The 25994-nt window shown below is 66.7% G+C and carries 20 protein-coding genes and 1 pseudogene; 17 read left to right on the forward strand and 4 right to left on the reverse strand.

The features are described from left to right. Nucleotides 1–322: 322 nt before the first annotated feature. Nucleotides 323–1315, reverse strand: a complete 993-nt coding sequence (locus tag CKY51_RS19660; protein ID WP_152249706.1) for a YiiG family protein — start codon at nt 1313–1315, stop codon at nt 323–325. Nucleotides 1316–1751: 436 nt separating this feature from the next. On the opposite strand from CKY51_RS19660, the gene CKY51_RS19665 reads away from it, so the two are divergent. Then, entirely contained in the window at nt 1752–3074 is a 1323-nt protein-coding gene (locus CKY51_RS19665; protein ID WP_022973771.1) for a hemolysin family protein, read from the forward strand. A 10-nt stretch (nt 3075–3084) separates the two neighbouring features. Here the strand turns inward: CKY51_RS19665 and CKY51_RS19670 are convergent, their stop codons facing one another. Further along, on the reverse strand, nt 3085–4068 hold the full coding sequence (locus CKY51_RS19670) for a CAP domain-containing protein (RefSeq protein WP_031340510.1): 984 nt from the start codon (nt 4066–4068) through the stop codon (nt 3085–3087). Between the two features lie 162 nt (nt 4069–4230). Between CKY51_RS19670 and purB the strand changes: the two genes are divergently transcribed. The 16 genes and pseudogenes from purB to CKY51_RS19750 all read left to right on the forward strand — a co-directional run bounded on the left by purB (nt 4231) and on the right by CKY51_RS19750 (nt 23545). Continuing rightward, nucleotides 4231–5598 (forward strand): adenylosuccinate lyase, encoded by a 1368-nt coding sequence (purB, locus tag CKY51_RS19675; protein WP_152249708.1) that lies wholly within the window; start codon nt 4231–4233, stop codon nt 5596–5598. A 68-nt stretch (nt 5599–5666) separates the two neighbouring features. Beyond that, entirely contained in the window at nt 5667–6065 is a 399-nt protein-coding gene (locus CKY51_RS19680) for a VOC family protein (protein WP_022973767.1), read from the forward strand. Nucleotides 6066–6237: 172 nt separating this feature from the next. Next, nucleotides 6238–7474: pseudogene (locus CKY51_RS19685) on the forward strand (ribosomal protein uL16 3-hydroxylase); the annotation flags it as partial. Between the two features lie 139 nt (nt 7475–7613). Beyond that, nucleotides 7614–8507, forward strand: coding sequence for a GNAT family N-acetyltransferase (locus CKY51_RS19690; RefSeq protein ID WP_031340509.1), 894 nt, complete (start codon nt 7614–7616; stop codon nt 8505–8507). 175 nt (nt 8508–8682) lie between these two features. Continuing rightward, a complete protein-coding gene (locus CKY51_RS19695) occupies nt 8683–11511 on the forward strand; it encodes a 2-oxoglutarate dehydrogenase E1 component (protein ID WP_022973764.1) in 2829 nt (942 codons plus the stop codon). Nucleotides 11512–11552: 41 nt separating this feature from the next. Further along, entirely contained in the window at nt 11553–12758 is a 1206-nt protein-coding gene (gene sucB, locus CKY51_RS19700) for a dihydrolipoyllysine-residue succinyltransferase (RefSeq protein WP_152249710.1), read from the forward strand. 248 nt (nt 12759–13006) lie between these two features. Continuing rightward, nucleotides 13007–14443 (forward strand): dihydrolipoyl dehydrogenase, encoded by a 1437-nt coding sequence (gene lpdA / locus CKY51_RS19705; RefSeq protein ID WP_152249712.1) that lies wholly within the window; start codon nt 13007–13009, stop codon nt 14441–14443. 135 nt (nt 14444–14578) lie between these two features. Then, nucleotides 14579–14713, forward strand: a complete 135-nt coding sequence (locus CKY51_RS22845; protein ID WP_280524717.1) for a hypothetical protein — start codon at nt 14579–14581, stop codon at nt 14711–14713. 34 nt (nt 14714–14747) lie between these two features. Further along, a complete protein-coding gene (locus CKY51_RS19715) occupies nt 14748–15347 on the forward strand; it encodes an LOG family protein (RefSeq protein ID WP_031340503.1) in 600 nt (199 codons plus the stop codon). 178 nt (nt 15348–15525) lie between these two features. Further along, nucleotides 15526–16128, forward strand: a complete 603-nt coding sequence (locus CKY51_RS19720; protein ID WP_031340502.1) for an IMPACT family protein — start codon at nt 15526–15528, stop codon at nt 16126–16128. Continuing rightward, a complete protein-coding gene (locus CKY51_RS19725; protein ID WP_022973759.1) occupies nt 16125–17891 on the forward strand; it encodes an ABC transporter transmembrane domain-containing protein in 1767 nt (588 codons plus the stop codon). Before CKY51_RS19720 ends, CKY51_RS19725 begins: the two co-directional genes overlap by 4 nt. 91 nt (nt 17892–17982) lie before the next feature. Further along, nucleotides 17983–18882, forward strand: a complete 900-nt coding sequence (locus tag CKY51_RS19730) for a hydrogen peroxide-inducible genes activator (RefSeq protein ID WP_022973758.1) — start codon at nt 17983–17985, stop codon at nt 18880–18882. 90 nt (nt 18883–18972) lie between these two features. Further along, the gene (locus CKY51_RS19735) at nt 18973–20664 is read left to right on the forward strand and encodes an ABC transporter transmembrane domain-containing protein (protein WP_152249716.1); all 1692 of its coding nucleotides are present in this window, start codon (nt 18973–18975) and stop codon (nt 20662–20664) included. Next, on the forward strand, nt 20648–21727 hold the full coding sequence (locus tag CKY51_RS19740; protein ID WP_022973756.1) for an efflux RND transporter periplasmic adaptor subunit: 1080 nt from the start codon (nt 20648–20650) through the stop codon (nt 21725–21727). Before CKY51_RS19735 ends, CKY51_RS19740 begins: the two co-directional genes overlap by 17 nt. Continuing rightward, a complete protein-coding gene (locus CKY51_RS19745) occupies nt 21724–23184 on the forward strand; it encodes a TolC family protein (protein ID WP_031340496.1) in 1461 nt (486 codons plus the stop codon). Before CKY51_RS19740 ends, CKY51_RS19745 begins: the two co-directional genes overlap by 4 nt. Before the next feature lie 166 nt (nt 23185–23350). Beyond that, on the forward strand, nt 23351–23545 hold the full coding sequence (locus CKY51_RS19750) for a hypothetical protein (protein ID WP_022973754.1): 195 nt from the start codon (nt 23351–23353) through the stop codon (nt 23543–23545). A 281-nt stretch (nt 23546–23826) separates the two neighbouring features. Here CKY51_RS19750 and CKY51_RS19755 read toward each other — a convergent pair whose 3' ends face one another. Together CKY51_RS19755 and pdxY are read right to left on the reverse strand one after the other, a co-directional pair. After that, nucleotides 23827–24954 carry a prephenate dehydrogenase gene (locus CKY51_RS19755; protein ID WP_022973753.1) on the reverse strand — a complete coding sequence of 376 codons (1128 nt, stop codon included), beginning with the start codon at nt 24952–24954 and terminating at the stop codon, nt 23827–23829. Further along, nucleotides 24951–25859, reverse strand: a complete 909-nt coding sequence (gene pdxY, locus CKY51_RS19760; protein WP_022973752.1) for a pyridoxal kinase — start codon at nt 25857–25859, stop codon at nt 24951–24953. The genes CKY51_RS19755 and pdxY overlap by 4 nt, the downstream gene beginning before the upstream one ends. Between the last annotated feature and the right edge of the window lie 135 nt (nt 25860–25994).

The following is a 25994-nucleotide window of genomic DNA, read 5'->3' on the forward strand; positions in this document are numbered from 1 at the left end:
GGCTGGCAGGACGGCGGCTAGCGCGCGCATGATCCGCACCGCAGCGCCCGGCGTCAACGAGTGTGCGCCTGTGGATGTTAGCAATCTCTGGAGACCGGCCGGCATGCCATTCGCGGGCTGCCGTGCTCAGCTTGATGCGCGCGCTCGACCGCGGCAACGCACCTGTGCAGACTCCATCGCGGCCTGCAGGCCGGCGGGCGATGCACCCGCCGGCGGGATCGATCGAACAACGCCGCGCGCGGCACCGACGATGCGGTGAGGCGTCGTCGGTCCGCGCCTCGCGGCGACGGGCGGCAGCACCGTTCGCCGCCGCCGATCGCGATTACTGACGATTGCTCTGGAACACCAGGTCGTTGTAACGACGCAGCAGCCGCCCCGGCGAGCCCTCGGGCGCCAACGTCGGGTTGTCCATCCAGCCGCGCTCCATGTCGCTATACGGCGTCTTGTCGACCACCCGCTTGATGCGTGCCTTGGCTTCCTTGCGGAAGTTCTCCGCAGCGACCTCGAAGTTGTTCCAATCCATCTTGCCCGGATCCTGGTTGGCGACCTTGGCGTGCGCTTCGTCGGACACGGCATTGAACTGGGCGACCAGGGCATTGGCCTTGGCGACATCGAACTGGTCTTCCTGCAACAAGCCGACGATGTCCTTGGCCTCGATCATCATCGACAGCCGGTAGTACTCGCGCGTGCGGCCATCGGCTTTCTCCATCGCCTTCAACTGCTCGCGCTGCGCGGCGTCGTTCTGCACGTCCAGTTCGTGACTGAAGGCCTGGCTGGCCGCGTCGAACTCGGACAGCGCAGCCATCAGCGGCGCGTGCAGTTGCTTGCCCTTGGCGAACTGGTCGTCCTGGTAATCCTCACGCTCGTAGTAGTCGCGCACCTGATTAGCGAGCGGCTGCAGCGTCTTCAAAGCAGTCAGATAACGCTTGGCCGCAGCATCCAAGGACTGCAATGCCGGCTTGGCCGCAATTGCCTCCGACATTGGCTTGTCGCACACCTTCATATCGTAGTCGTCGATGTCCGCAGGCCCATAGACGCGGGTTTCCTGGCCCGTCGGGCCGGTCGCAGGGTCCTTCATCCAGCCCACATACCCCTCGGCACCCTGGTGGATCTGGGCATCGACGCGGTTGAAACACTCGATATAGGCATTGAGCTTCTGGGTCAGCGCCTGGCTCGGGTCAGCGGTAGCGGACTCGGCAGGCGTCTGGTTGCCGGCAGTGCCGGACGACGACTCGACTTGCGGCTTGTTACCACAGGCGGACAGAAAAACGGACACAGCAACGGTCAGCGCCGCTAGACGCACAGCAGATTTCATGCGGGAACATCCCTGTTGAAAACGATTACAAAAATTCTAGCAGACGCGACGATGTCGATGACGTGATGACCCCGCATGCGTATCGCGCATCCCTGCACGCGCCGCGCTACCGACCACAGCCGCGGTCGACTGCACGGGCCGATGACGGTCGCAGCACGCGTGATCGGTTGTGTCGTCTGCGCGCGATTGTGATCGACTCCGCGGAGCGCGATCTCCACGCACAGCTGCAATGCACCGCGATGGGCTAGACTGCGACGAGGCATCACTGACGGAACCACCACGCCGCCATGGGCGACGATTCAGACAGTAGACGCCGGCGCACGATGCGCCGGCCCGCGCACCGCGCCGCTTCCCTCTTTCCCGCCTCGCACTCGTGCGCGGCTGCGGATCTCCCGCACGCAGCCTGCTCGCCCGCGGCACCATCGGGAGCGGCCGCATGATCGGCAATCTCCTGCTGTTGGCGCTGGCAATGCTGCTGGTGCTATTGAACGGCTTCTTCGTCGCTGCCGAATTCGCCCTGGTCAAGTTGCGTCACACCCAGGCGATGGGCTTGGCCGAGCGCAACGGCTGGCGTGGCCGGCTGTTGCTTGGCGTACACGCCCATCTGGATGCCTACCTGTCGGCCTGCCAACTGGGCATCACCCTGGCCTCGCTCGGCCTGGGCTGGGTTGGCGAGCCCGCATTCGCACACCTGCTGCAGCCGCTGTTCGACCTGATCGGACTCTCGCCGGAGGCCTCGCAGGTCACCGCGTTGTTCATCGCCTTCAGCCTGATTTCCTTCCTGCACATCGTGCTGGGCGAACTGGCCCCCAAGTCGATGGCGATCCGCCGCCCCGAGCGCATGTCGCTGTGGACGGCGGCACCGCTGTATCTGTTCTATTGGGCCATGTATCCGGCGATCTGGCTGCTCAACACCAGCGCCAACCGCCTGCTCCGTCTGCTCGGCTGGGGCGAGGTGGAACACACCTCGCATCGCTACTCGCGCGAGGAACTGAAGCTGATCGTCGGCCGCCAGGATCCGAGCGCAGCGACGGCCGACCATGGCCTGGCGTTGATGAGCCATGCACTGGAGCTGCCGGACCTGGTCGCTGGCGACCTGATGCGCCCGCGCGAGCATCTGCGCTCGCTGCGCGAAGGCATGTCGTTGCAAACGGTGCTGGCCGAATTCCGCGAATCGCGCTACAGCCGTTATCCGTGGTTCGATGCCGACGGCGAACAGGTGCTGGGTATCCTCCATACCAAGGACCTGCTGGTGGCGATGGCCGACGGCCAACCGCCGACGGAGTTGCGCCCGCTGCTGCGACCGGCAACCTTGTTGACGCTGGAAGCGCCCATTCCCAGCGCCCTGGAGCAATTCCGTAGCGGCGCCACCCACCTGGCGCTGTGCGTCGAAGAACATGGCCGCATCCTGGGGTTCTTCACCCTGGAAGACCTGCTCGAAGTGGTGGTCGGCGAGATCGAAGACGAGCATCGGCACGTGGTACGCGACGCACCGGTCCGCAGCCAGGACGGTTCGTTGCTGGTAGCCGGCAGCACCTCGATCTTCCGCCTGGAACGCCTGCTCGGGCAGGATCTGAGCGCGCCGGACCATGTCAATTCGGTGGGCGGATTGATCGTGCACCAGCTACGGCGTTTGCCCACCGAAGGCGAGACGCTGCGCCTGGACGGCCATGCACTGACCGTGCGGCGGATGGCGGGTCATCGCATCCAGGCGGTGACGGTGCGACCGGTGGAAGAAGCCGACACCGCGACCAGCTGACGCGGTGGATTCATTCGGCCAACGCGCGCGGCGATTGGCCGATGCGAAACCAGTAGCGGTAATCGCGCGACTGTCCGCCGAAGCGCACCCCGCGGATGGTGACGTCGTAGATCGCCCCCGGCTGCAAGCGCGGCACCCGGAATTGCAGGCTGTTGGGCACTCCGAATCCTTCGTGGTCTTCGCTGAGGTTGCGCACCTGCAACTGACGCCCGCCGCGCTCGCTGATCTGCACCTGCGCATCGGCATAATCGACTTCGCGATTGGCGAACTTCCGGTTGCGGTCCGGTAACGCAGTGAACGACAACAGCGCATCGTCGACATAGTAGCGGCGCGGATACTCGCCGATCGGCCAGGCGACGAAATCGTCGCGTGTGCGCGCGGCGATGCCGGCGGCAGGAACGATGCGCAGCGCGGCGCCGCTGCTGAACGCAGGGCCATCGCGACCGGCCACCATGCCGAAGGCGACACGCTGCAGAAACGGATCCAGCAGCCAGCGGCGATGCCCCAGTCCACCGGCACTGACATTGTTGGCGTCGGTCAGCCACTCGATCACGATTTCATCGACGCTGGAAAAGCGCAGCAGCGGCGAGCTGACTCCGCCGTAGATCAGGCTTCGGCGCGCGCCCTTGGCCGCGCTGGCCGAATAGCAGCGCCAGTCCGGCGTCGGCGTATGACTCAGGCGGCCGTTGGCGGCAATGACCAGCGCCGCCTGGGTGGCTTCGGGCTCGGCCGCCGGGTCATAGTCGACTGGCTCGAGTCCGTGCAGGCGACGGATATCGTTGATCAGCGCCAGCACGCGCTGTCGCTGCGCCGGTTGCAGCTCGCCGGCACGGCAGCCAGCGATCGCTGGCGGGGTGCGATACAACGCCGCCGCCTTTGCGGCGAAGTCCGCATCCTGCGCAGCGACCGGAAGCGCGGCAGGCAGGATCGCGATGGCGAGGCGAGCGAAGATCGGGCGCATGGCAGGCCGGAACAGCGCAGGGGGCTCTACCATAAGGGGCAAGCCCCGCTGTGTCGGGCTTTTCTGCTGCACAGGTCGCCCGCCGTTCAGCCCACTCCGGCGCGGCTAGGCGGCCGACCTTGCGGCCCACTGGGCCTGACCGCAGCGCCGGCGGCGTAGAATGCTCGCCCCACCGTCACCGCTGCCTCTCTGCCCATGTCGGATTCCACCCTGCTCGCCCTGTCCCCGCTCGATGGCCGTTACGCCTCCAAGGTCGACGCGCTGCGGCCGATCTTTTCCGAATATGGCCTGATCCGCGCCCGCATCAAGGTCGAGATCGAGTGGCTGCTGGCACTGGCGGCCGAACCGGGCATCGGCGAACTGCCACCGTTCTCGGTTGCCGCCACCCAACGCCTGCGCGCACTGGCGGCCGATGTCAGCGTCGCTCAGGCCGCCCGGGTCAAGGAGATCGAGCGCACCACCAACCACGACGTCAAGGCGGTGGAGTATTTCATCAAGGAACAGCTGCGCGACGATGCCGAACTCGGGCCTGCGCTGGAATTCGTGCACTTTGCCTGCACCAGCGAAGACATCAACAACCTCAGCTACGGCTTGATGCTGGAGCAGGCACGCGGCGACGTGCTGCTGCCGGCATTGGACAGCATCATCGCCACGCTGCGTGCGCTGGCGCATGCGCAGGCCGGCCAGCCGATGCTCTCGCGCACCCATGGCCAGACCGCGTCGCCGACCACGCTTGGCAAGGAGATCGCCAACGTCGTGGCGCGCCTGGAACGGCAGCGCCGGCAGATCGCCGCAGTGGAATTGAGCGGCAAGATCAACGGTGCAGTCGGCAACTATAACGCCCATCTGACCTCCTACCCGGACGTCGACTGGCCGGCCTTCGCCCAGCGCTTCGTCGAGGGCCTCGGCCTGGTGTTCAATCCCTATACCACGCAGATCGAACCGCACGACAACGTCGCTGAGATCGGCGATGCCGCACGTCGCGCCAATACCGTGCTGATCGATCTGGCGCGCGACATCTGGGGCTATATCTCGCTGGGCTACTTCAAGCAGAAACTCAAGGACGGCGAAGTCGGCTCTTCGACCATGCCGCACAAGGTCAATCCGATCGATTTCGAGAATGCCGAGGGCAATTTCGGCATTGCCAATGCCTTGTTCGAGCACTTCTCGGCGAAGCTGCCGATCAGCCGCTGGCAGCGCGACCTGACCGACTCGACCGTGCTGCGCGCCCTGGGTACCGCCTTCGGTCATACCCAGGTGGCACTGGATTCGCTGGCAAAGGGCCTGGGCAAGCTGACCGTCAATCCCGAGCGACTGGATGCGGACCTGGATGCGGCCTGGGAAGTGCTGGCCGAGGCCGTGCAGACGGTGATGCGCCGGCATGGCCTGCCCAATCCGTACGAACAGCTCAAGGCCCTGACCCGCGGCCAGGGCATCACCGCCGATTCGATGCGTGCCTTCGTCGAGACCCTGGAGCTGCCTGAGGAGGCCAAGCAGCGCCTGCGTGCGCTGACGCCGGGCGGCTACACCGGGCTGGCGGAACGGCTGGCCAAGGCGATCTGACCGACACCGCGGGCCAGCCGCCTCGCGTGGCCCGGACCATCGCCGACGCGACCACGGGAAGGCTTGCCATGCAGATGCTGGTCAATCTCGATGTCCCCGACCTGGCGGCGGCCGAGGCGCTGTATGGCGCCGCCTTCGGATGGACGGCCGGGCGCCGTTTCGGCGCCGGCGCGCTCGAACTGCTGGGCGCGCCGGTGCCGATCTACCTGCTGGCCGAGCCGACAGGGAGCATGGGCGCGGCAGCATCCCCGCGCGACTATGCGCGCCACTGGACGCCGCTGCACCTGGACATCGTGGTCGACCAGCTGGAACCGGCGCTGCAACGCGCCGTGGAGGCCGGCCTGCGCCAGGAGACCCCGATTCGCGAAAAACGCTGGGGCCGCATCGTCGGATTGGCCGACCCGTGGGGGCACGGCTGGTGCCTGCTGCAGTTCGTTGGCCGCGGCTACGACGAGATCGCGACCTGAGCGCCGCCCGGCGTGCTGCGCTGACTGCATGCAAGCCGCACGCGCGCGCCTCGCGCCTGGTGCGACCTGCGGACGGGACCGCAACAGATGCAACGACGCGGCGGTCGGCGGACAATAGCGCGAACGCGCCGCCATCCGTGCGCGCCCCGACGCTCTCTGCAAGGAATTCGCAATGGCCGCACGCAAGCCTGCCCCTCCCCTGTTCGAAGTCCAGGCACGCCCGGGCCTGCCCTTGGGTATGCCGCCCGAACGGTTTCTGCGCACCTACTGGCACAAACATCCGCTGCTGATCCGCAACGCCTTCTCCGACTTCCAGTCGCCGCTGCAGCCGGAGGACCTGGCCGGCCTGGCTTGCGAAGATGGCGTACTGGCGCGACTGATCCGCCACGACCGCACGCGCGACGACTGGCAGGTGCGGACCGGCCCGTTCCAGGAGAGCGATTTCCCCGGCCTGCCTGACCACGACTGGACCCTGCTGGTGCAGGACGTGGACAAGTGGGATCCGGATGTGCGCGCCCTGCTGGAAAAGTTCCGCTTCCTGCCGCGCTGGCGGATCGACGACATCATGATCAGCTTCGCCGCCACCGGCGGCTCGGTCGGCGCGCACGTCGATCACTACGATGTGTTCCTGCTGCAAGGCCAGGGCCATCGTCGCTGGCAGATCGATGCCCGCACTGCGCTGGGCCGCAAGGCACCGGCACTGGACTTCCGTGACGATGTCGACCTCAAGCTGCTGCGCCAGTTCACCCCGACCCACGAGTGGGTACTGGCGCCCGGCGACATGCTCTACCTGCCGCCGCTGGTGCCGCACCATGGCGTGGCCGAAGATCCCTGCCTGACCTTTTCGATCGGCATGCGCGCGCCCTCGTCGGCCGAGCTGATTGGCGACTACCTGGACACCTTGATCGCCGATGCCGACGAAGCGGTTCGCTACCACGACGAGGATCTCAGCGTCCCCGCCGACCCGTACGAGATCGACGCCACGGCGATGAACCGCGTGGTCGCCGCGCTCAACGCGCTGCGGATGAACGATCCGGACCGGCTCGGCGACTGGTTCGGCCGCTTCATGACCACCTACCGCGCCGCTGGCGAGGTGGTGCCGCCGCCGGAGCCGATCCCGCGCGCATCGGTGGAACAGGCGCTGGCCGAGGGCGTGGTGCTGCATCGGCATCCTTGGTCGCGACTGGCCTGGCGGCGCGCCAAGCGCGGCGCCACGTTGTTCTGCAGCGGCCTGGAATTTGCGGTCCCTTTGAAGGACGCCGCTCGCCTGGCGGCTGCCGAACACATCGACGGCACCGGCTATGCGCAACTGTCCGTACGCGGACGCGAGGTGGTGCTGGACCTGCTTGCCCACGGCCATTACCAACAGGCCCATGACGGCGCGGACGACGCAGAGGACGATGCGATGGAAGACGTGCTGGAACGCCCAGCGGCGGCCAGCACCAATGGTCGGCACGAGCCCAGCGCCGACCTGCATCGCGACGATCCGGACCACGACGACGACGCGGAGCACGACGGCGAGGAGGACACTGACGAGGACACGGACGCGTGAGCTCCTCCAGCTGGCCGATGGTGACCTTGCTGGACCCGGCCCAGGCCACCGCCGCGGTGCCGGCGCTGCGCCGGGCCAGCCACCTGGCTCCCAGCGAGGCGCAATGGGATGCAGTGGACGCACTCGGTCGCCATCTGGGCGCCTGCGACGACACCGGCGCCCTGATGGCAGCGGTGTGCCTGACGCCGGATCGGCGAGTGGAGCGACTGACCGTGTTGCCGGCCTGGCGTCGCCGCGGCCTGTCTGACCATGTCCTGGCAGCCGCGGCCGAGCAGGCGCATCAGTGGGGGTGGCCGCGGCTGCTGGCGCTGGCGCCAACCGCCGCGCAACCGGTGTTCGCGCGGGCAGGCTTCCTGCCCGTGCCCGATGCCGCTCACGACCCTGCCGGCGTGCTGCTGCAACGCCGGCTGGACGGGCCGATGGCGGTCACCGACCTGCCCGCCGCCGTCGCCGCGGTCACCGGCCTGGTCAGTGCCGCACGCCGCCAGCTGCTGATCTATACCCGCGCTCTCGACCCACCGCTGCTGGACGATGCCGGCGTGCTGGCCGCGACGCGCCGCTTCGCGACGGCACGCCACGACAAGCAGGTGCGCGTCCTCGTGCAGGATGGCAATGCCGCGCTGGCCAGCGGCAGCGGACTGCTACGGTTGGCGCAACGGCTCCCCAGCGTGTTCCGCTTCCGCAGCATCACCGATCCGATCGACACCACCTATCCCTCGGCCTATCTGGTCGCCGACGATGCCTACTACTTTCGTCCAAGCGGTCACCGCTACGACGATGGCGAAACCTGGATGAGTGGGCCGGCACGCAGTCGCCAACTGGAGCGCGAATTCGCCCAGATCTGGGAGCGCAGTGCACTCTGGAACGAGCCGCGCGCGCTTGGCTTGTAACGGCCGATAAGGCCCGCAGGCAGCGTCCATCGCCCGCCCAGGGCGCCCCCGGTCAGCTGGCAAACGCCCCCTCGCTGTCGCAAGGGGGTATAATTTTTTGCGATTGATACCGCCGTCAGGGCCATGTGCCCCGCCACTCCGCCAGTCATCCCCACAGCAGACCCGACTTACCATCGTGGATAATCTCCTAAAGCAGTTTGCGCAGTCATCGCAACTCGCCGGCGGCAATGCCGCCTACATCGAGGACCTGTACGAGCAGTACCTGGTCGCTCCCGACAGCGTCGATCCCAAGTGGAAAAGCTATTTCGACGGCTTCAATGGCCGCGACGCCGGTGACGTGCCGCACTCGGCCGCCATCGCCCACATCACCAGCGCGGCCAAGCAGGCCGCCAATGCCGGTGTCGGTGGTGGGACCAGCGACGAGCGCGAACGCAATGTCGGTCGCCTGATCACGGCCTATCGCTCGCGCGGCCACCTGGGCGCGCAGCTGGATCCGCTGGGTCTGACCCCGGCCGTGAATCCGCCGGATCTGGATCTGCCGTTCCATAGCCTGTCGCAGTCCGACCTGGACAGCGAGTTCAGCACCGGCGGTGTCGGCGGCCAGCCGCGCATGAAACTCAAGGACCTGCTGGCACGCCTGAAGGCGACCTACGCCAGCACCATCGGCGCCGAGTTCATGCACATCCCCGAATTCGAGCAGCGCCAGTGGATCTACAAGCGCCTGGAAGACGCCGGCGGCCGCATCGCCGCCGATGCCGACAGCCGCAAGCGCACGCTGGAGCGGCTCACCGCCGCCGAGGGCCTGGAGCGCTATCTGCACACCAAGTATGTCGGCCAGAAGCGCTTCTCGCTGGAAGGCGGCGACTCGTTGATCCCGATGATGGACACCATCATCCGCCAGGCCGGCAACGACCAGGTCAAGGACATCGTGATCGGCATGGCCCACCGCGGCCGCCTCAATGTGCTGGTCAACACCCTCGGCAAGAACCCGCGCAAGCTGTTCGACGAATTCGAGGGCAAGTTCGAGCACGCCCATGACGACCGTGCGCACACCGGCGACGTGAAGTACCACATGGGCTTCTCCGCCGACATCGCGGTCGGCGGCGACAAGCAAGTGCATCTGGCACTGGCCTTCAATCCGTCGCACCTGGAAATCGTCGACCCGGTCGTGGTCGGCAGCGTGCGCTCGCGCCAGGAGCGCTTCGGCGACGCCGAGCGCAAGGCCGTGCTGCCCATCCTGATCCACGGCGACGCCGCCTTTGCCGGCCAGGGCGTGGTGATGGAGCTGTTCCAGATGTCGCAGGCCCGCGGTTTCGCGGTCGGCGGCACCGTCCACATCGTGGTCAACAACCAGATCGGCTTCACCACCAGCGCGCGCGATGACGCCCGCTCCACGCTGTACTGCACCGACGCGGCCAAGATGATCGCCGCGCCGGTCTTCCACGTGAACGGCGACGACCCGGACGCGGTCATCTTCATCACCAAGCTGGCTTACGAGTTCCGCCAGACCTTCAAGAAGGACGTGGTGATCGATCTGGTGTGCTACCGCCGCTGGGGTCACAACGAGGCCGACGAGCCCGCCGCGACCCAGCCGGTGATGTACCAGACCATCCGCAAGCACAAGACCACGCGTGAACTGTATGCCGCCAAGCTGGAAGCCGAGGGCGTGCTCAGCGCCGACGCTGCCAAGGCGCTGGTGGACGGCTACCGCGGCAAGCTGGACTCGGGCGAATACACCACCGAGCTTGCCAAGCGCAAGCCGGACGAATTCGCCATCGATTGGTCCAAGTACCTGTCCGGCAAGCTCGCCGACAACGTCGACACCCGCGTCAAGCGTGCCGAGCTCGACCGTCTGGCCAAGCTGATCACCACCATCCCGGCCGGGGTGGAGTTGCATGCACGCGTGGCCAAGATCTACGAAGACCGCGTCAAGATGGCCGCCGGCGAGCAGCTCGGCGACTGGGGCTTTGCCGAAAACCTCGCCTACGCGACCTTGCTGGCCGAAGGCCACAAGCTCCGCCTGGTCGGCCAGGACGCAGGTCGCGGGACGTTCTTCCACCGTCACGCGATCCTGCATGACCAGAAGACCGACAGCTATTACCTGCCGCTGCGCCAGCTGGTGCAAAACCCCGAAGACGCCACCGTCATCGACTCGCTGCTGAGCGAAGAAGCGGTGATGGGCTTCGAATACGGCTACTCCACCACCGACCCCAATGCGCTGTGCATCTGGGAAGCGCAGTTCGGCGACTTCGCCAACGGCGCGCAGGTGGTGATCGACCAGTTCATCGCTGCCGGCGAGGCCAAGTGGGGCCGGATCGCAGGGCTGTCGCTGTTCCTGCCGCACGGCTACGAGGGCCAGGGTCCGGAGCATAGCTCCGCGCGTCTGGAGCGCTTCCTGCAGCTGTGCGCGCTGGAGAACATGCTGGTCTGCGTGCCGACCACCCCGGCGCAGGCGTTCCACATGATCCGCCGGCAGATGCGCATGACCACCCGCAAGCCGCTGGTGGTGATGACGCCCAAGTCGCTGCTGCGCCACAAGCTGGCGGTGTCGAGCCTGGAAGAACTCGCCGATGGCGAATTCCAGCACCTGATCCCGGACGCCAAGGCCGATGCGAAGAAGGTCAAGCGCGTGGTGCTGTGCTCGGGCAAGGTCTATTACGACCTGCTCGAAGACCAGACCAAGCGCGGCCAGGACGACGTCGCCATCCTGCGCGTGGAACAGCTGTATCCGTTCCCGCGTGCGCAGCTGGCCGCCGAGCTCAAGCGTTATGCCAATGCCACCGACGTGGTGTGGTGCCAGGAAGAGCCGCAGAACCAGGGGGCGTGGTACCAGATCCGCCACCACCTCAACTTCTGCCTGGGCAATGGCCAGACCCTGCATTACGCCGGTCGCGCCCGCTCGCCGTCGCCGGCCGCCGGCCACATGGCCGACCACATCGCCGAACAGCAGAAGCTGGTCGCCGATGCGCTACTCAATCCGTTCAACGACCAAGTCGCTGAATAACTCTCTACCCTCAAAGAACGAAAACCCTAGGACGCTCCCGAATGGCCACCGAAGTCAAAGTTCCGGTACTGCCCGAATCCGTTTCCGATGCCACCATCGCCAGCTGGCACAAGAAGGCCGGTGAAGCGGTCAAGCGCGACGAGAATCTGGTCGACCTGGAAACCGACAAGGTCGTGTTGGAAGTGCCGTCGCCGGTCGATGGCGTGTTGAAGGAAATCAAGTTCGAGGCCGGCAGCACGGTGACCAGCAATCAGGTGCTGGCGATCATCGAGGAAGGTGCCACCGCCGCCGCTGCTCCGGCCGAAGAGAAGAAGGCCGCCACGCCGGCCGCTGCCGCTCCGGCACCTGCGCCGGCAACGGCTGCTGCCGCTGCAGCGGCACCGTCCAAGTCCGCTGCCGATGCCCTGCCCCCGGGCGCGCGCTTCTCGGCCATCACCCAGGGCGTGGATCCGGCCCAGGTCGAGGGCACCGGCCGTCGCGGCGCGGTGACCAAGGAAGACATCGTCAACTTCGCCAAGAACGGCGGCGTCGGCAAGTCTGGTGGTGCGCGTCCGGAAGAGCGCGTGGCGATGACCCGCGTGCGCAAGCGCATCGCCGAGCGCCTGATGCAGTCGAAGAACTCGACCGCGATGCTGACCACCTTCAACGAGGTCAACCTGGCCAAGGTGTCGGCTGCGCGCAAGGAACTGCAGGACGAGTTCCAGAAGGCCCATGGCATCAAGCTCGGCTTCATGAGCTTCTTCGTCAAGGCCGCGGCCAATGCACTGCAGCGCTTCCCGCTGGTCAACGCCTCGATCGACGGCGACGACATCATCTATCACGGCTACAGCGACATCTCCATTGCCGTGTCCACCGACAAGGGCCTGGTCACGCCGGTGCTGCGCAACGTCGAGCGGCAGTCCTTCGCCGACATCGAACAGGGCATCGCCGACTACGCCAAGAAGGCCCGCGACGGCAAGCTGAGCCTGGAAGAACTGCAGGGTGGCACCTTCACTGTGACCAATGGCGGCACCTTCGGCTCGCTGCTGTCGACCCCGATCATCAACCCGCCGCAGAGCGCGATCCTGGGCATGCATGCCATCAAGGAGCGCCCGATCGCCGAAAACGGCCAGGTCGTGATCGCGCCGATGATGTACCTGGCACTGTCCTACGACCACCGCATCATCGACGGCAAGGACTCGGTGCAGTTCCTGGTGGACATCAAGAATCAGCTGGAAAACCCGGGCCGGATGTTGTTCGGTCTGTGAGCCATCGCTCCCTCTCCCGCCTGCGGGAGAGGGTTGGGGCGCCAGGCACCTGTGTCCGGCGCAACAACGAGGAACGAGCCGCCACGAGCCACGAAGGCGAACTGCTGGCTGTTCAAGCCCTCCATTTCGCAGTGGCTCGCTTGAAATTGGGAATGCCGTAAAAGCGGTCATAGCCCTCCCTCATCCGGCGCTTCGCGCCACCTTCTCCCGCTTCTGGGAGGAGGAGAACGCATCAAGGAATTGCTGAAATGGCTGAAAACTACGACGTCGTCGTCATCGGTGCCGGCCCGGCCGGTTATCACGCGGCCATCCGTGCCGCGCAGCTGGGCATGAAGGTCGCCTGCATCGACGCGGCACTGGGCAAGGACGGCAAGCCGGCGTTGGGCGGCACCTGCCTGCGCGTGGGCTGCATTCCGTCCAAGGCGCTGCTGGATTCCTCGCGCCAGTTCTGGAACATGGGCCACCTATTCGGCGACCACGGCATCAGCTTCAACGACGCCAAGATGGACGTGCCCACGATGATTGGCCGCAAGGACAAGATCGTGAAGCAGTTCACCGGCGGCATCGCGATGCTGTTCAAGGCCAACAAGATCACCCCGTACTACGGCTTCGGTCAATTGCAGCCGGGCAATATCGTCAAGGTCACCCAGCATGAGGGCGGCGAGATCGAGCTCAAGGGCACCAACGTGATTCTGGCAGCCGGTTCGGAATCGATCGAACTGCCGTTCGCCAAGTTCGACGGCGACACCATCGTCGACAACGTCGGCGGACTGGACTTCACCGCCGTGCCCAAGCGTCTGGCCGTCATCGGCGCCGGCGTGATCGGCCTGGAGCTGGGCAGCGTGTGGAAGCGCCTGGGCGCCGAGGTCACCATCCTTGAAGCGCTGCCCGATTTCCTGGCGCTGGCCGATGCCGAAGTGTCCAAGGCTGCGCTGAAGGAATTCAAGAAGCAGGGCCTGGACATCAAGCTGGGCGCCAAGGTCAGCAAGACCGAGATCACCGGCAGCGGCGACGCCAAGCAGGTGGTGCTCAGCTACACCGACGCTGCTGGCGAGCAGACCCTGACCGTGGACAAGCTGCTGGTGGCCGTGGGCCGCAAGGCCGCGACCAAGAACCTGCTGGCCGAGGGCACTGGCGTCAAGGTCACCGACCGTGGCCAGATCGAGGTCGACGGGCATTGCCATACCGGCGTGGATGGCGTGTGGGCGATCGGCGACTGCGTGCGCGGCCCGATGCTGGCGCACAAGGGTTTCGAAGAAGGCATTGCGGTGGCTGAGCTGATCGCCGGCCTGCCGGGTCACGTCAACTTCGACACCATTCCATGGGTCATCTACACCGAGCCGGAGATTGCCTGGGTCGGCAAGACCGAGCAGCAGCTCAAGGCCGAAGGCGTTGCCTACAAGGCCGGCAGCTTCCCGTTCGCAGCGATTGGCCGCGCGGTGGCGATGGGCGAGCCGGCCGGCTTCGTCAAGGTGATCGCCGATGCCGAAACCGACCGCGTGCTGGGTATGCACCTGGTGGGCGTGGGCGTATCCGAGCTGGTGCACGAAGGCGTGCTGACGATGGAGTTCAACGGCTCGGCCGACGACCTGGCGCGTATCTGCCACGCTCACCCGACCCTGTCGGAGGCGATCCACGACGCGGCCATGGCGGTGAGCAAGCGAGCGATCCACAAGGCGAACTGAGCCACTTCGGTGCTCGATTGCCGCGGAAGGCTTCGTCTCACGACGAAGCCTTCTTCGTTCCCAGTCAAGGAACCCGTTGTGGCAGTTCCACCCCGCAGCTCGCTGAGCGGCATCCTGTTCGTCGCCGCTGGCCTGATGTTCTTCGTCGCGGCCGTGATCGGCCAGCAACTGGCGTTTGCCGGCTGCGGCCTGATGTTCGTCGCGATCGGCGCATCATGGTTGCTAAGCGCCAAGATCCAAAGAAGAAAAGAACGGACACCAACTGAGTGACCGACTTGTCGGTCGTATCGATGGAAAACGTACAATGAAATCACTCTGCGTCTATTGCGGTTCCAACGCCGGTAACAAACCGGTCTATGCCGAACGCGCGACTGCCTTGGGCACGCGCATCGCCGAACAAGGCCTGCGACTGGTCTACGGCGGCGGCAACGTCGGCCTGATGGGCACGGTCGCCAATGCCGTCCTCGCTGCCGGCGGCCAGGTCACGGGCGTCATCCCCAAGCAACTGGCGGACTGGGAAGTGGCGCACCGCGGCCTGACTGAGCTTGAGATTGTCGGCTCGATGCATGAGCGCAAGATGCGCATGTTCGAACTGTCCGACGCCTTCGTTGCCCTGCCTGGCGGCTTCGGCACCATGGAAGAGATCTTCGAGATGTTGACCTGGCGCCAGCTGGGCATCGGCAACAAGCCCTGCGCATTCCTGGATATCGCAGGCTTCTACGCGCCGTTGATCGGCATGATCGATCGCATGGTGGAAGAGCGCTTCCTGCATCCGGACCAGCGCGCCGACCTGTGGTACGGCGCCGATATCGAACAGATGCTGGGGTGGATGCAGGAGTACACGCCCGCGCGAGCCTCCAAGTGGATCGACGAGAAACGCGGCGCCGTGCAGGTCGCGCCCTAGCGCTCGTCGCAGGGATCGTCGTCCCGCTGCATGCTGGACGCCGACGCCGCAGCCACGCCGCTGCGGGCCTACCGCAGCGGTGGCGCCGACGGTTGCGGGCACCGGCGCCAGGGTCCTGGCCCCAATTGGCGTGTGTTCCATACCAGCCAGAACAGCGTCCCCGGCAGCCACGCGTACAATGCCGGCGATGCCTGACACCCTCGCCGCTGACGCCCACCACAGCTTGGACATCAAGCACAGCCGCTTTCTTGCCCATGCCTGCGCGCTGAACCACCCGGCACAGGCCTTGGAGGCGGTGCAGCGGCTGGCCGTCGCCGAGGCTACCCATAACTGTTGGGCCTATCGCTTTGGCCAGGACTATCGCTCCAGCGACGACGGCGAACCCGCCGGCACCGCGGGTCGCCCGATCCTGGCGGCCATCGACGGCCAGGGCTACGACCGCATCGTGGTGGTGGTGACGCGCTGGTACGGCGGCGTCAAGCTCGGCGCCGGCGGCTTGGTACGCGCCTATGGCGGTGCGGCGGCGGAGTGCCTGCGGCTGGCCCAGCGGCGACCGCTGCTTGCGCTGGCGTCGCTGCAGCTACGCTGTCGCTTCGACGACTTGGGCGCGGTGCATGCTGCCCTGCTAGCCTTCGATGCCGAAAAGCTGCACGAATCCTTCGATGCCGACGGCGCCAGCCTGCAGCTGCGCCTGCCTGCCGACCGCCTCGATGGCTTGAAAACCCGCCTGTGCGACGCAACTCGCAACCGTATCCATCTCTCCCCTGCGGAAGCTGCATGAACCAGAGCACCAATCGGACCAATCCGTTGCGCAAGCTCGGCCAGTTGCGCACCCTGTGGCCCTTCGTGCAGCGGCAACGCAATCTGTTCGTGGCCTGGTTGGTCGCGTTGGCGGTGTCGTCGGCCGCCACCTTGAGCATGCCGGCGGCGGTCAAGCAGATGATCGACCACGGCTTCAGTGGTGGCGCACAGATCAACCAGGCCTTCGTCCTGCTGTTCGCGGTCGCGGTGGTGCTCGCGCTGGCCACCGCCGCGCGGTTCTATTTCGTCGCCTTGCTGGGCGAAAAAGTCGTGGCCGATCTGCGCGAGCGCCTGTATGCCCATCTGATTAGCCTGGATCCCGGCTTCCACGACCGCAGCCGCAGCGGCGAACTGGTCTCGCGGTTGTCGGCCGACAGCGAACTGCTGCGCGGGGTCATCGGCTCGACCATGTCGGTGGCCGTCCGCAGCTCGGTGACCGTGGTCGGCAGCCTGGTGATGCTGTTCGTCACCAGCCCACGTCTGGCCGGATTCACCCTGATCGGCATTCCGTTGGCGGTGCTGCCGATCGTGCTCGGCGCGCGGCGATTGCAGAAGATCTCCCGCGCCAGCCAGGACCGCGTCGCCGATGCCAATACGCTGGCGGCCGAAACCCTGGGCGCCGTGCGCACGGTGCAGGCGCATGGACGCGAGGGCTATGAGAGCGGTCGCTTCGGGCAGGCGCTGGCGGCGGCGGTCAAGACCGCGCGCAGGCGCATCCGCACCCAGGCGGCGGTGACCGCGGTGGCGATCATGCTGGTGTTCGGCGCGATCGTGGCGGTGCTGTGGCTGGGCGCGCACGATGTGATCGACGGACGCATGACGCCAGGCACGCTGGGCCAGTTCGTGCTGTACGCGTTGATCGGTGGCGGGTCGGTCGGCGCGCTGGCCGAAGTGTGGAACGAGCTGCAACGCGCGGGCGGCGGCATGGGCCGGATCAGCGAGCTGCTGGAGGAACGCTCGGCCATCGTCGCCCCAGCCCAGCCGCAATCGCTGCCGATCCCCGTGCGTGGCGAGATCCACTTCGACCAGGTCAGCTTCCATTATCCGCAGCGTCCGGGAACGCCCGCGCTGGATCGCTTCGACCTGCATGTGCAGCCTGGCGAAACCGTGGCGCTGGTCGGCCCGTCGGGAGCCGGCAAGAGCACGGTGCTGTCGCTGCTGTTGCGCTTTCACGATCCGCAGAGTGGCAGCGTCCGCATCGATGCGGCGGATCTGCGCACGCTCGACCCACCGCAATTGCGTGAGCACATTGCGCTGGTACCGCAGCAGCCGACCCTGTTCGCCGCCACCGCCGCCGACAACATCCGCTACGGCCGGCTGGATGCAAGCGACGCGCAGGTCGTGGCCGCAGCCACGGCCGCCGAGGCCGATGGATTCATTCGCGCACTGCCGGAGAGCTATGCCAGCGAACTGGGCGAACGCGGTGCGCGTCTGTCCGGCGGACAGCAGCAACGGGTGGCGATCGCCCGCGCCCTGCTCAAGGATGCGCCGATCCTGTTGCTGGACGAGGCCACGAGCGCACTCGATGCACAGAGCGAGCGCGCGGTCCAGCAGGCGCTGGACCGGCTGGTCCAGGGACGCACCACCTTGGTCATCGCCCATCGCCTGGCCACCGTGCTCAAGGCCGACCGCATCGTGGTGATGGACGCGGGTCGTATCGTCGCGCAAGGCACGCATGCGCAGTTGCTCGCCGAGGGCGGCCTGTACGCCGAGCTCGCACGCCTGCAGTTCATCGACCAATGAACCGCGACTGCGCGCTGCGCCAGTGCCCATGCCGGCCTCGCCGTAGGGTGTGCTTCGCGCTGCCCAGACACCACGACGAGCGCTGACCAGCATGGCCCGGCCGCGCACCACCCTGCGTCAGCTCAGCTATTTCATCGCCCTGGCCGACAGCGGCAGCTTCACCCGTGCCGCCGAGCAGATGGGCGTGTCGCAACCCTCGCTGTCGCAACAGATCCGCGCGCTGGAGGCGATCATCGGCGCCCCATTGCTCGAGCGCGGCGGCCCGGTCGTATTGACGCCGCTGGGGCGCGACCTGCTGGAGCGCGCACGACGCATCCTGCTGGAGGTCCGCGACCTCGAAGACCTACGCGCTACTGCCGCCGACACCCTGGTCGGCACGATCCGGCTCGGGGTCTCGCCAACCCTGGGCGCCTATCTGCTGCCCAGCCTGGTCGCACGCCTGCACCGCGATCACCCGGCACTGCGCGTGCATGTCCGCGAAGGCCTGCCCACCGCACTGAGCGCTGGCCTGGTCGACGGCGTGCACGATCTGATCCTGGCGCAATTGCCGATCAGCGGGCGCAACCTGCACAGCGAGCGCCTGTTCCGCGAACCGCTGTACGTGACCATGGCCAGCGACCACCCCTTGCGCGATAGGACCGTGCTGACGCCGGCCGACCTGCACGGCGCCAACCTGCTGACCCTGATGCCGGAATACCGTCTGGCCGAACAGGTCGCGGCAATCTCCGCCGAGGTGGGTGCCAGCGTGCTGCGTGATTACGAAGGCACCAGTCTGGATGCGATCCGGCAGATGGCCGGCATGGGCATGGGACTGGCGCTGCTGCCGGAGCTTTACGTCCGCCAGGAGATCCGCGCCGGTGACGACGTGGTGGCGCGGCCGGTCCAGGGAGGCCCCTACTATCGCGAGATAGGACTGGTCTGGCGGCAGGGCGCCGGCCGCGCTCCCGCCTTCCAGCTAATCGCCGCCTTGCTGCGGGATGCGGCTGCATAGGTAAATCCTATCGGCTGAATAAGCATCGCTCGCTTGTTCCTGCTCCATCCGCAGGCACAATGCGCATTCAGGCTCATCGGTGGGAAGGCAATGGCAGGACAGCGAATCGGTTGGCGCGAGGCCGCGGGATGGTTGGCCGAGATCATCGGCCCGGATATTCCCTATGTGCGGTTAGCCATCGTCTATGGCGTCGCCGTCAGCCTGCTGTCGCTGGCGACGCCGATCTCGGTGCAACTGCTGATCAACAGCGTCACCAATACCGCCCTGCCGGCACCGCTGTGGACGCTGTCGGCTCTGCTGCTGGGATTGCTGCTGCTGGTGGCCGGGCTGAGCGCCATGCGCTTCTGGATGATGGCGTTGTTCGAGCGGCGGCTGTTCGCGCGCGTAGTCGCCGAGATCACCGTGCGCGCCGTGCACGCGCAGAACCCGTTCTTCGCCGACCATAGCCGCGGCGACCTGTTCAACCGCTACTTCGATGTGGTGGTGGTGCAGAAAGCGGTGCCCAGTCTGAGCATCGGTGCCTTTACCATCCTGCTGCAGTCGGCTGTCGGCCTGATCGTCACCAGCTTCTATCACCCGTTCTTCCTGGGCTTCAATGCCTTGCTGCTGCTGACCATCTTCGCGATCTGGATGATCTGGTCGCGTGGATCGATTCGCGCGGCGGTGGGCCTGAGCCAGGCCAAGCACGAGGCGGCGCACTGGCTGGAAAGCGTCGGCGGCTCGAATGGCTTCTACAAGTCCAGCCGCCATCTCGCGTTCGCCATGCAGCGCTCGGAAGCGGTCACCGCGACTTACGTCGAGCGGCATCGGCGCTATTTTCGCTACAGCTTCACCCAGACGGTCGCCTTCCTGTTGCTGTACGCCATCGCCAGTGCGGCGCTGCTGGCACTGGGCGGCAATTTGATCCTGCGCGGCGAGTTGTCGATCGGCCAGCTGGTCGCCGCCGAACTGATCCTCAGCGCGGTGTTCTACGGCATCTCGCAGCTGGGCTGGTATCTGGACACGCTCTACGACCTGATCGCCAGTTGCGAGGAGTTGTCCGGCCTGTTCGCGATTCCGCAGGAACGCAGCGTCAACGCGCCCGGCCAGGCGCCACGCTCCAGCGAAGTGCGACTGGAAGGGGTGGAAATCGAAGGCGCGCGCTTCGACTTCGCCTTGGAGGCCGGCGAGCAGTTGGTCACCCTGGCCGATGGCGGCGCCGAGCGCCTGCTGGCGATGGTGCTCAAGCGCCACGTCATGCCCGAGCGTGGCCTGGTGATGGTTGGCGGCGCGGACCTGGCCACCTTCGACATGTACCTGCTGCGCTCGGAGGTCATGGTGCTCGACCGCCCCTCCATCGTGGAGGTGAGCATCCGCCAGTACCTGGCCATGGCCTCCTCGGAGGTGAACTCCGGTGCCATGCTCGGTGCGTTGGAAGCCGTCGGCCTGCGCGAACGCGTGGCCAGCCTGCCGCAGACGCTGGACACCCGCCTGGCCGCCTCGGGTTATCCGCTCTCGATCGGCGAAGTGATGGCGCTGAAGCTGGCCAATGCCTTGCTGGTCCGCCCGCGCGTGTTGATGCTTTCGCAGCTCTACGATCTGATCCCGACCGATCGCCTGGTCGCTGTCCTGCAGCGCCTCAAGCACGCAGGCACCACCACCTTGCTCTGCACCGGCAGACCCGAGGACATCACCCTGGACGGCTGGTTCCGCCTGGCACCGCAGCAACAACAGCGCTTCGCCTCGCGCGACGCGCTGGTCACCCTCACCCAGCAGGAGGCCGGTCATGCCGCACGCGACTGATCGCCTGGCGCAGTTCCCGACGCTGGCGGCGATGCGCGTACCCAGCGCCGCCCGGGTGCTGGCCTGGATGCTCGCCATCGGCGTGCTCATTGCCGGTGCGATCCTTGCCTTCGTGCCCTGGGTGCAGACTGCCAGCGGCAAGGGCCAGGTCATCGCCCTGGATCCGGACGATCGTCAGCAGCAGGTGACTGCGCTGGTGCCGGGGCGGGTGGAGCGCTGGTATGTGCACGATGGTCAGCACGTGGAGGCGGGCGCACCAATCGCACGCGTCACCGATCTCGATCCGGATTTGCTGTCGCGTCTTGCCAGCGAACGCGCCCAGGTCGAAGCCGAGATTGCCGCCATCCGTCAGTCCCGCACCGTTGCCGCCATCGATGTCGAGCGCACCCGCCAGTTGCTGGCCGAGGGTCTGGCCGGACGGCGTGACTTCGAGCTCACCCAGATCAAGGTTGCCGAAGCCGATGCCAAGCTGGCCGAATCGCGCGCCAAGCTGACCCGTATCGACGTGCAGTTGAATCGGCAGTCCGCGCAGGTGGTGCGCGCCCCGCGCGATGGCCGGGTGCAGCAATTGAACACCACCGGCGGCAGCGCGCTGGTATCGCCCGGCACCGTGCTGGCAGTGATCGCACCGGAGCGTGTGGAGCGTGCGGTGGAGCTCTACATCGACGGCCGCGACGTGCCGTTGATCCGTGCCGGCCGTCCGGTGCGGCTGGAATTCGAGGGCTGGCCGGCGATCCAGTTCAGCGGCTGGCCGTCGGTGGCGCATGGCATGTTCGATGGCCGCGTGCGCATGATCGACCCCAACGGCGCGCCCGACGGCTTGTTCCGCATCCTGGTCGAACCGCAGCCGGGCAAGCCGTCCTGGCCGGGTCGTGAATTCGTCCGCCCTGGCGGTCGGGTCCGCGGCTGGGTACAGGGCGAGACGGTGCGCGTCGGCTATGAGTTGTGGCGCCAGTTGAACAACTTCCCGCTGGAGTTCGGCCAACGGCCGGCGGCGACCACGACGCCGGACAGCAAGGCCAAACCCGTCAAGACCGACGAAGACGAGACGAGCAAGAAATGATTCGCTGCACCGTGCTGGCGCTGTTGGCGCTCTGCCCTGCCCTGCTGCATGCCCAGGCCATGCCGGCCGCGGCACGGCCGTCGTCGACGCAGCAGCCGCCCGGCGCGGTCGCTGCGGCACCGTTGACGCTGGAAGAAGTGCTGCAGGCATCGGCGCGTTCGGCCCCGCAGATCATCGAAGCACTGGCCAAGGTCCGCCAGGCCGAGGGCAAGGGCCTGCAAGCCGATGGCGCGTTCGATACCGTGTTCGACGTCGATGGGCGCTCGCGGGCGGCCGGTTATTACGATGGCAGCGTGATCGACAGTCGTGCGACCCGACCGTTCGAAAACAACGGCGGCTATTTCTATGGTGCCTACCGCAATTCGCGCGGTGGCTTCCCGGTCTACGAGGACCAGGCCTACACCGACCGCGGCGGCGAAGTGAAAGTCGGCGCGCTGTTCGCCTTGTTGCGCGATCGCGTGGTGGACGAGCGCCGTACCCGCCGCAGCGTGGCCAGCGACGACATCGACGTGGCCCGCTACGAAGCGCAGATGGTCGCGGTCGGCGTGCAGCGGCGCGCCATCGATGCCTATCAGGCCTGGGTGGCCGCCGGTCTGCGCTATCGCGCCTACCAGGAGCTGTTGCAACTGGCCGAGCGCCGTCGCAGCGCCATCACCCGCCAGGTCTCCCTGGGCGCGCGACCGACCATCCTGCTGACCGAGAACGAGCAGAACCTGGTCCGTCGCCGGGCGCTGGTGGTGCGCGCCGAACAGGAGCTCGCCAGCGCCGCCAATACGCTCTCGCTGTATCTGCGCGATGCCGACGGCGCACCACTGATGGTGTCGGCCGAACGCTTGCCCGCCGACGCATCGGCGCTCGATGGACTGGCAGGCGCTGCCAGGATCGCCACCACGCCGGTACAGCGACCGGATTACCGCGCGGTACTGTCGCGCATCGACCAGGCCACTGCCCGTCTGATGCTGGCGCAGAACGACTTGTCGCCGCGGCTGGATCTGCGCTTCGAGGTCAGCAAGGATCTTGGCCCACCGGGCGTGGGTGGACCCAACCGCTCGCAGACCGACGCGATCATCGGCTTTCGCTTCAGCGTGCCGCTGGAAAATCGCGCCGCCAAAGGGCGCGTTGCCGAGGCGCGTGCCGAAGTCGAAGCGCTGAACGAGCGCAGCCGCTACCTCCGCGACCAGATCGCGGTGGAGGTGGAATCGGTAGTCATCGCGATCAATGCCGCCGAGCGCCTGGCGAGCATTGCGCAGGAAGAGCGCGACCTGGCCGATCGTCTGGCAACCGCAGAGCGGCGCCGCTTCGAACTGGGGTCGGGCGATTTCTTCCTGGTCAACCAACGCGAAGAGACTGCCAACGATGCACGAGTGCGACTGATCGATGCGCAGGCGCGCATCGCCTCGGCACGTGCCGAACTCGCCGCCGCCACTGCCGATCGCGATGCCTTGCGGCTGCAGTAAGGTCGCGCCTGCTGTGTAGATCCGGCCACTGCGGCCCGAGCGCAGGGCGCACGGGCGCACGATGACACCCTGGTAACACCACGCTGCGCATGCTCGCCCTGCCGGTGCAAGCCGGCGGCGCGCTCCAGACAGACGCGACCGCAATCTTGAGACTCGGAGGTGCACGATGTCATTTCGTCAGTTCCCGGCGGTCGACGCCGACGGTGAGTCCTACGTCATCATCGAATTCCGCGATAGCGCAGGACGCCAGGCCGATACCGAGGCCACCCCGCGTTACGAGTTGCCGGATGGACGCCATCTGCGACGACAGGGGCAGCGTTTCGTCACCGAAGGCGGCGAACTGACCTTGTCCATGCCGTAGCAGCGGCCTGGCGGTTTTTTCACCAAGGCGCCGTGCGTGCTTGCACCGCAAGGGCTGCGCTCAGTTATCCACGTGATTGTGCAGCGTTCATCCACACCCGGTGTGGATGAACTGCCTCGGCGTGTGGCGCTTGTTGCGTTCGCTCATCTGTGCAAGGTGCGCGCTAGCAAGCATGCTCAGCGCTCTCAGGCCGACGGCCGATGGAAGGGGTCTAGCTGATCCTCACAGCATCGACCATGCGCTGCTCGGATAACGCAGGCATCGTACTGGCCAATAGCAGGCTACTGGCGTCGATCGCTGCGCTCCAGCACCCGCCCTATTCCGAGTGCGTCGATCTCCAGGGCAGCACGCTGCAACGCCTCGGTCGCGCTATTGGCATCGAAGCCAATACGGAAATGCAGTTCGCCGCCTGGCGTGCGTGATGAATGGATCGAGGCCAGATTGACCTGGTACTGCTCGAACACATGCAACAGCGCACGCAACGAACCAGGCTGATCCTCCGGCAGATAGACGCTCAGGTTCACCGGTTCGGTCAAATCGGCCAACAGGTAACCCACCCGCTCGTAGGTGTAATTGCCCTCGGCCAGCGCCTCCGACCGCAAGGCCTGTGCGTTGTCGTGCAGGAACCGCGCACGAAACTGCGCGCGCGCGGCATCGTCCCCCCTGGCCACCAGGCCGCGCAGTTCCTGCAGCTGCGCCAGCACCCGATCGAGCATCTCGCCAACATAGGGATTGCCGAACTGGATATCTTCGTAAATCGCGGGGTTGAGCGACAGGATGCGCGCGATCACCGCGGTATCCAACTCGAACGACGCCGACCGATAAGGCATCAAGGCACGCAGGTCGCCCAGCAGCGGCGCGTAATCGCGCAGGGTGCCGGCCTGCGCCAGGTGGGTCGCGTGCACCATCGCCTGCACCAATGCCATGACCCGGTCATGATGCTCGGGGGTGGCGTGCACGCATTCGGCCTGCAGAGCAGCGCACAGCGCATCGACCCAGCCGCTCCAACGTTGCAGACGCGCGCGGCACACCACCAGCACGCGCCCCTTCAAGGTCGGTGCCTTCGGCGGTGCGGTCATCGGGTGCAGGCCGACCACCTCCGCCGACGAAGCCAGCATCGCCGCCACCGGCGCCTGCTTGATCGAGGTGATGTCCAACCATAACTGGCTGGCGGCACGTGCGCCGGTCAGGCTGACGTAGCGTTCGATCAAGGCCGCGGTGTGGCGGATCGGCGCGGCGAAGATCAACACGTCGGCCTGCTGGGCCACGCTGGCCTCCTCGAGCGTATCGGGCAGTGCCGGATCGTGGCCGATCACCTGCAACCCCATGCGCGCACGCAGGAACTGCGCCAGCCAACGGCCGTAGGCGCCGCCGATGCCGACGATCCCGACCACCGGCTGCACGATCATGCCAGCCGCTCGAACGCAAAGCGCGGGACGGCCGCCAATGCAGCCGGTGCCGCCGCCAGCACGTCGAATTCCTCGACGCCCGCCTGCAAGGTCGCTTCCAGCGCGCCGTGCACGCCTGCCAAGGCTTGGCCGACCGCCTGCTCGAACGGCACATCGCGCAACAACAGGCCGACCAGCAAGGCCATCAGCACGTCGCCAGTGCCGGCGACGTCCACCGGCAGATGCGGGGTGGACCAGCGGTAGACCGCCTCGGCGCTGACTGCCAAGGTCACCAACTCGCCGTTACCGCCGGCCACGCTATGGGCAAGCACCCAGTGCGGGCCACGGGCCAGCAAAGCCTGTGCAGCGACGATGGCATCGTCCTGCGCCAGGCTCGGCAACCCAGTCAGACGCTCCAGCTCGAAGGCATTGGGGGTCACCAGCCAGGCATGCGGCAGCAAGCGTTCGGCAAACACGCGTTCCAGGCCGGGCTCGACGTAGGGGCCGGTATGGGTGTCGCCGATCACCGGGTCCAGGCAGTAGCGCAGTTGCGGCGCCTGCGGCAGTGTTTGCGCCAGCCAGTCGGCAAAGGCCTCGCCGTTGGCCAGGCTGCCGAGATAACCAGAGATCAGCATGCGGGCGCGCTGCGGCAAGCCTCGCTCGCTCGCCCCCAGCAACAGATCGGCCAGCCAGTCGGCCGGCAGGATGCGCCCACGCAAGCTGGGATAGAACGGCGCATTGCTCAGCAGCGTGGTCGGCACCTCGGCCACCCGCACTCCCAGCGCGCGCAGTGGCGGAATCGCGGCGCTGTTGCCGGCATGGCCATAGACCAACTGCGACTGCACCGAGATCACATCCACCGGCGCGGGCCCATCGGGACGCTGACGGCGTCCGTGGACGAGATGGCTGTCGGCTGTATCGCTCATGCGCGTTCGTCTGCGAAGGGAAAGACGTCATTATCCGCGCAAGCGACCGATGCGACGGCCAGAGAGTACGCATCGATGCGTTGCAGCACCCGCGCGTTGCTCTCCGCTGCGTGGCGACGCCGCGACGGCATCGCC

This window comes from Xanthomonas maliensis (assembly GCF_009192945.1).
Taxonomy (GTDB): domain Bacteria; phylum Pseudomonadota; class Gammaproteobacteria; order Xanthomonadales; family Xanthomonadaceae; genus Xanthomonas; species Xanthomonas maliensis.

Excerpts from the sequence above, each read along its gene's own strand:
- CKY51_RS19660 (WP_152249706.1), bottom strand. The coding sequence starts at position 1,315 with ATGAAATCTGCTGTGCGTCTAGCGGCGCTGACCGTTGCTGTGTCCGTT.
- CKY51_RS19665 (WP_022973771.1), top strand. The coding sequence starts at position 1,752 with ATGATCGGCAATCTCCTGCTGTTGGCGCTGGCAATGCTGCTGGTGCTA.
- CKY51_RS19670 (WP_031340510.1), bottom strand. The coding sequence starts at position 4,068 with ATGGTAGAGCCCCCTGCGCTGTTCCGGCCTGCCATGCGCCCGATCTTC.
- purB (WP_152249708.1), top strand. The coding sequence starts at position 4,231 with ATGTCGGATTCCACCCTGCTCGCCCTGTCCCCGCTCGATGGCCGTTAC.
- CKY51_RS19680 (WP_022973767.1), top strand. The coding sequence starts at position 5,667 with ATGCAGATGCTGGTCAATCTCGATGTCCCCGACCTGGCGGCGGCCGAG.
- sucB (WP_152249710.1), top strand. The coding sequence starts at position 11,553 with ATGGCCACCGAAGTCAAAGTTCCGGTACTGCCCGAATCCGTTTCCGAT.
- lpdA (WP_152249712.1), top strand. The coding sequence starts at position 13,007 with ATGGCTGAAAACTACGACGTCGTCGTCATCGGTGCCGGCCCGGCCGGT.
- CKY51_RS22845 (WP_280524717.1), top strand. The coding sequence starts at position 14,579 with ATGTTCTTCGTCGCGGCCGTGATCGGCCAGCAACTGGCGTTTGCCGGC.
- CKY51_RS19715 (WP_031340503.1), top strand. The coding sequence starts at position 14,748 with ATGAAATCACTCTGCGTCTATTGCGGTTCCAACGCCGGTAACAAACCG.
- CKY51_RS19720 (WP_031340502.1), top strand. The coding sequence starts at position 15,526 with ATGCCGGCGATGCCTGACACCCTCGCCGCTGACGCCCACCACAGCTTG.
- CKY51_RS19725 (WP_022973759.1), top strand. The coding sequence starts at position 16,125 with ATGAACCAGAGCACCAATCGGACCAATCCGTTGCGCAAGCTCGGCCAG.
- CKY51_RS19730 (WP_022973758.1), top strand. The coding sequence starts at position 17,983 with ATGGCCCGGCCGCGCACCACCCTGCGTCAGCTCAGCTATTTCATCGCC.
- CKY51_RS19735 (WP_152249716.1), top strand. The coding sequence starts at position 18,973 with ATGGCAGGACAGCGAATCGGTTGGCGCGAGGCCGCGGGATGGTTGGCC.
- CKY51_RS19740 (WP_022973756.1), top strand. The coding sequence starts at position 20,648 with ATGCCGCACGCGACTGATCGCCTGGCGCAGTTCCCGACGCTGGCGGCG.
- CKY51_RS19745 (WP_031340496.1), top strand. The coding sequence starts at position 21,724 with ATGATTCGCTGCACCGTGCTGGCGCTGTTGGCGCTCTGCCCTGCCCTG.
- CKY51_RS19750 (WP_022973754.1), top strand. The coding sequence starts at position 23,351 with ATGTCATTTCGTCAGTTCCCGGCGGTCGACGCCGACGGTGAGTCCTAC.
- CKY51_RS19755 (WP_022973753.1), bottom strand. The coding sequence starts at position 24,954 with ATGATCGTGCAGCCGGTGGTCGGGATCGTCGGCATCGGCGGCGCCTAC.
- pdxY (WP_022973752.1), bottom strand. The coding sequence starts at position 25,859 with ATGAGCGATACAGCCGACAGCCATCTCGTCCACGGACGCCGTCAGCGT.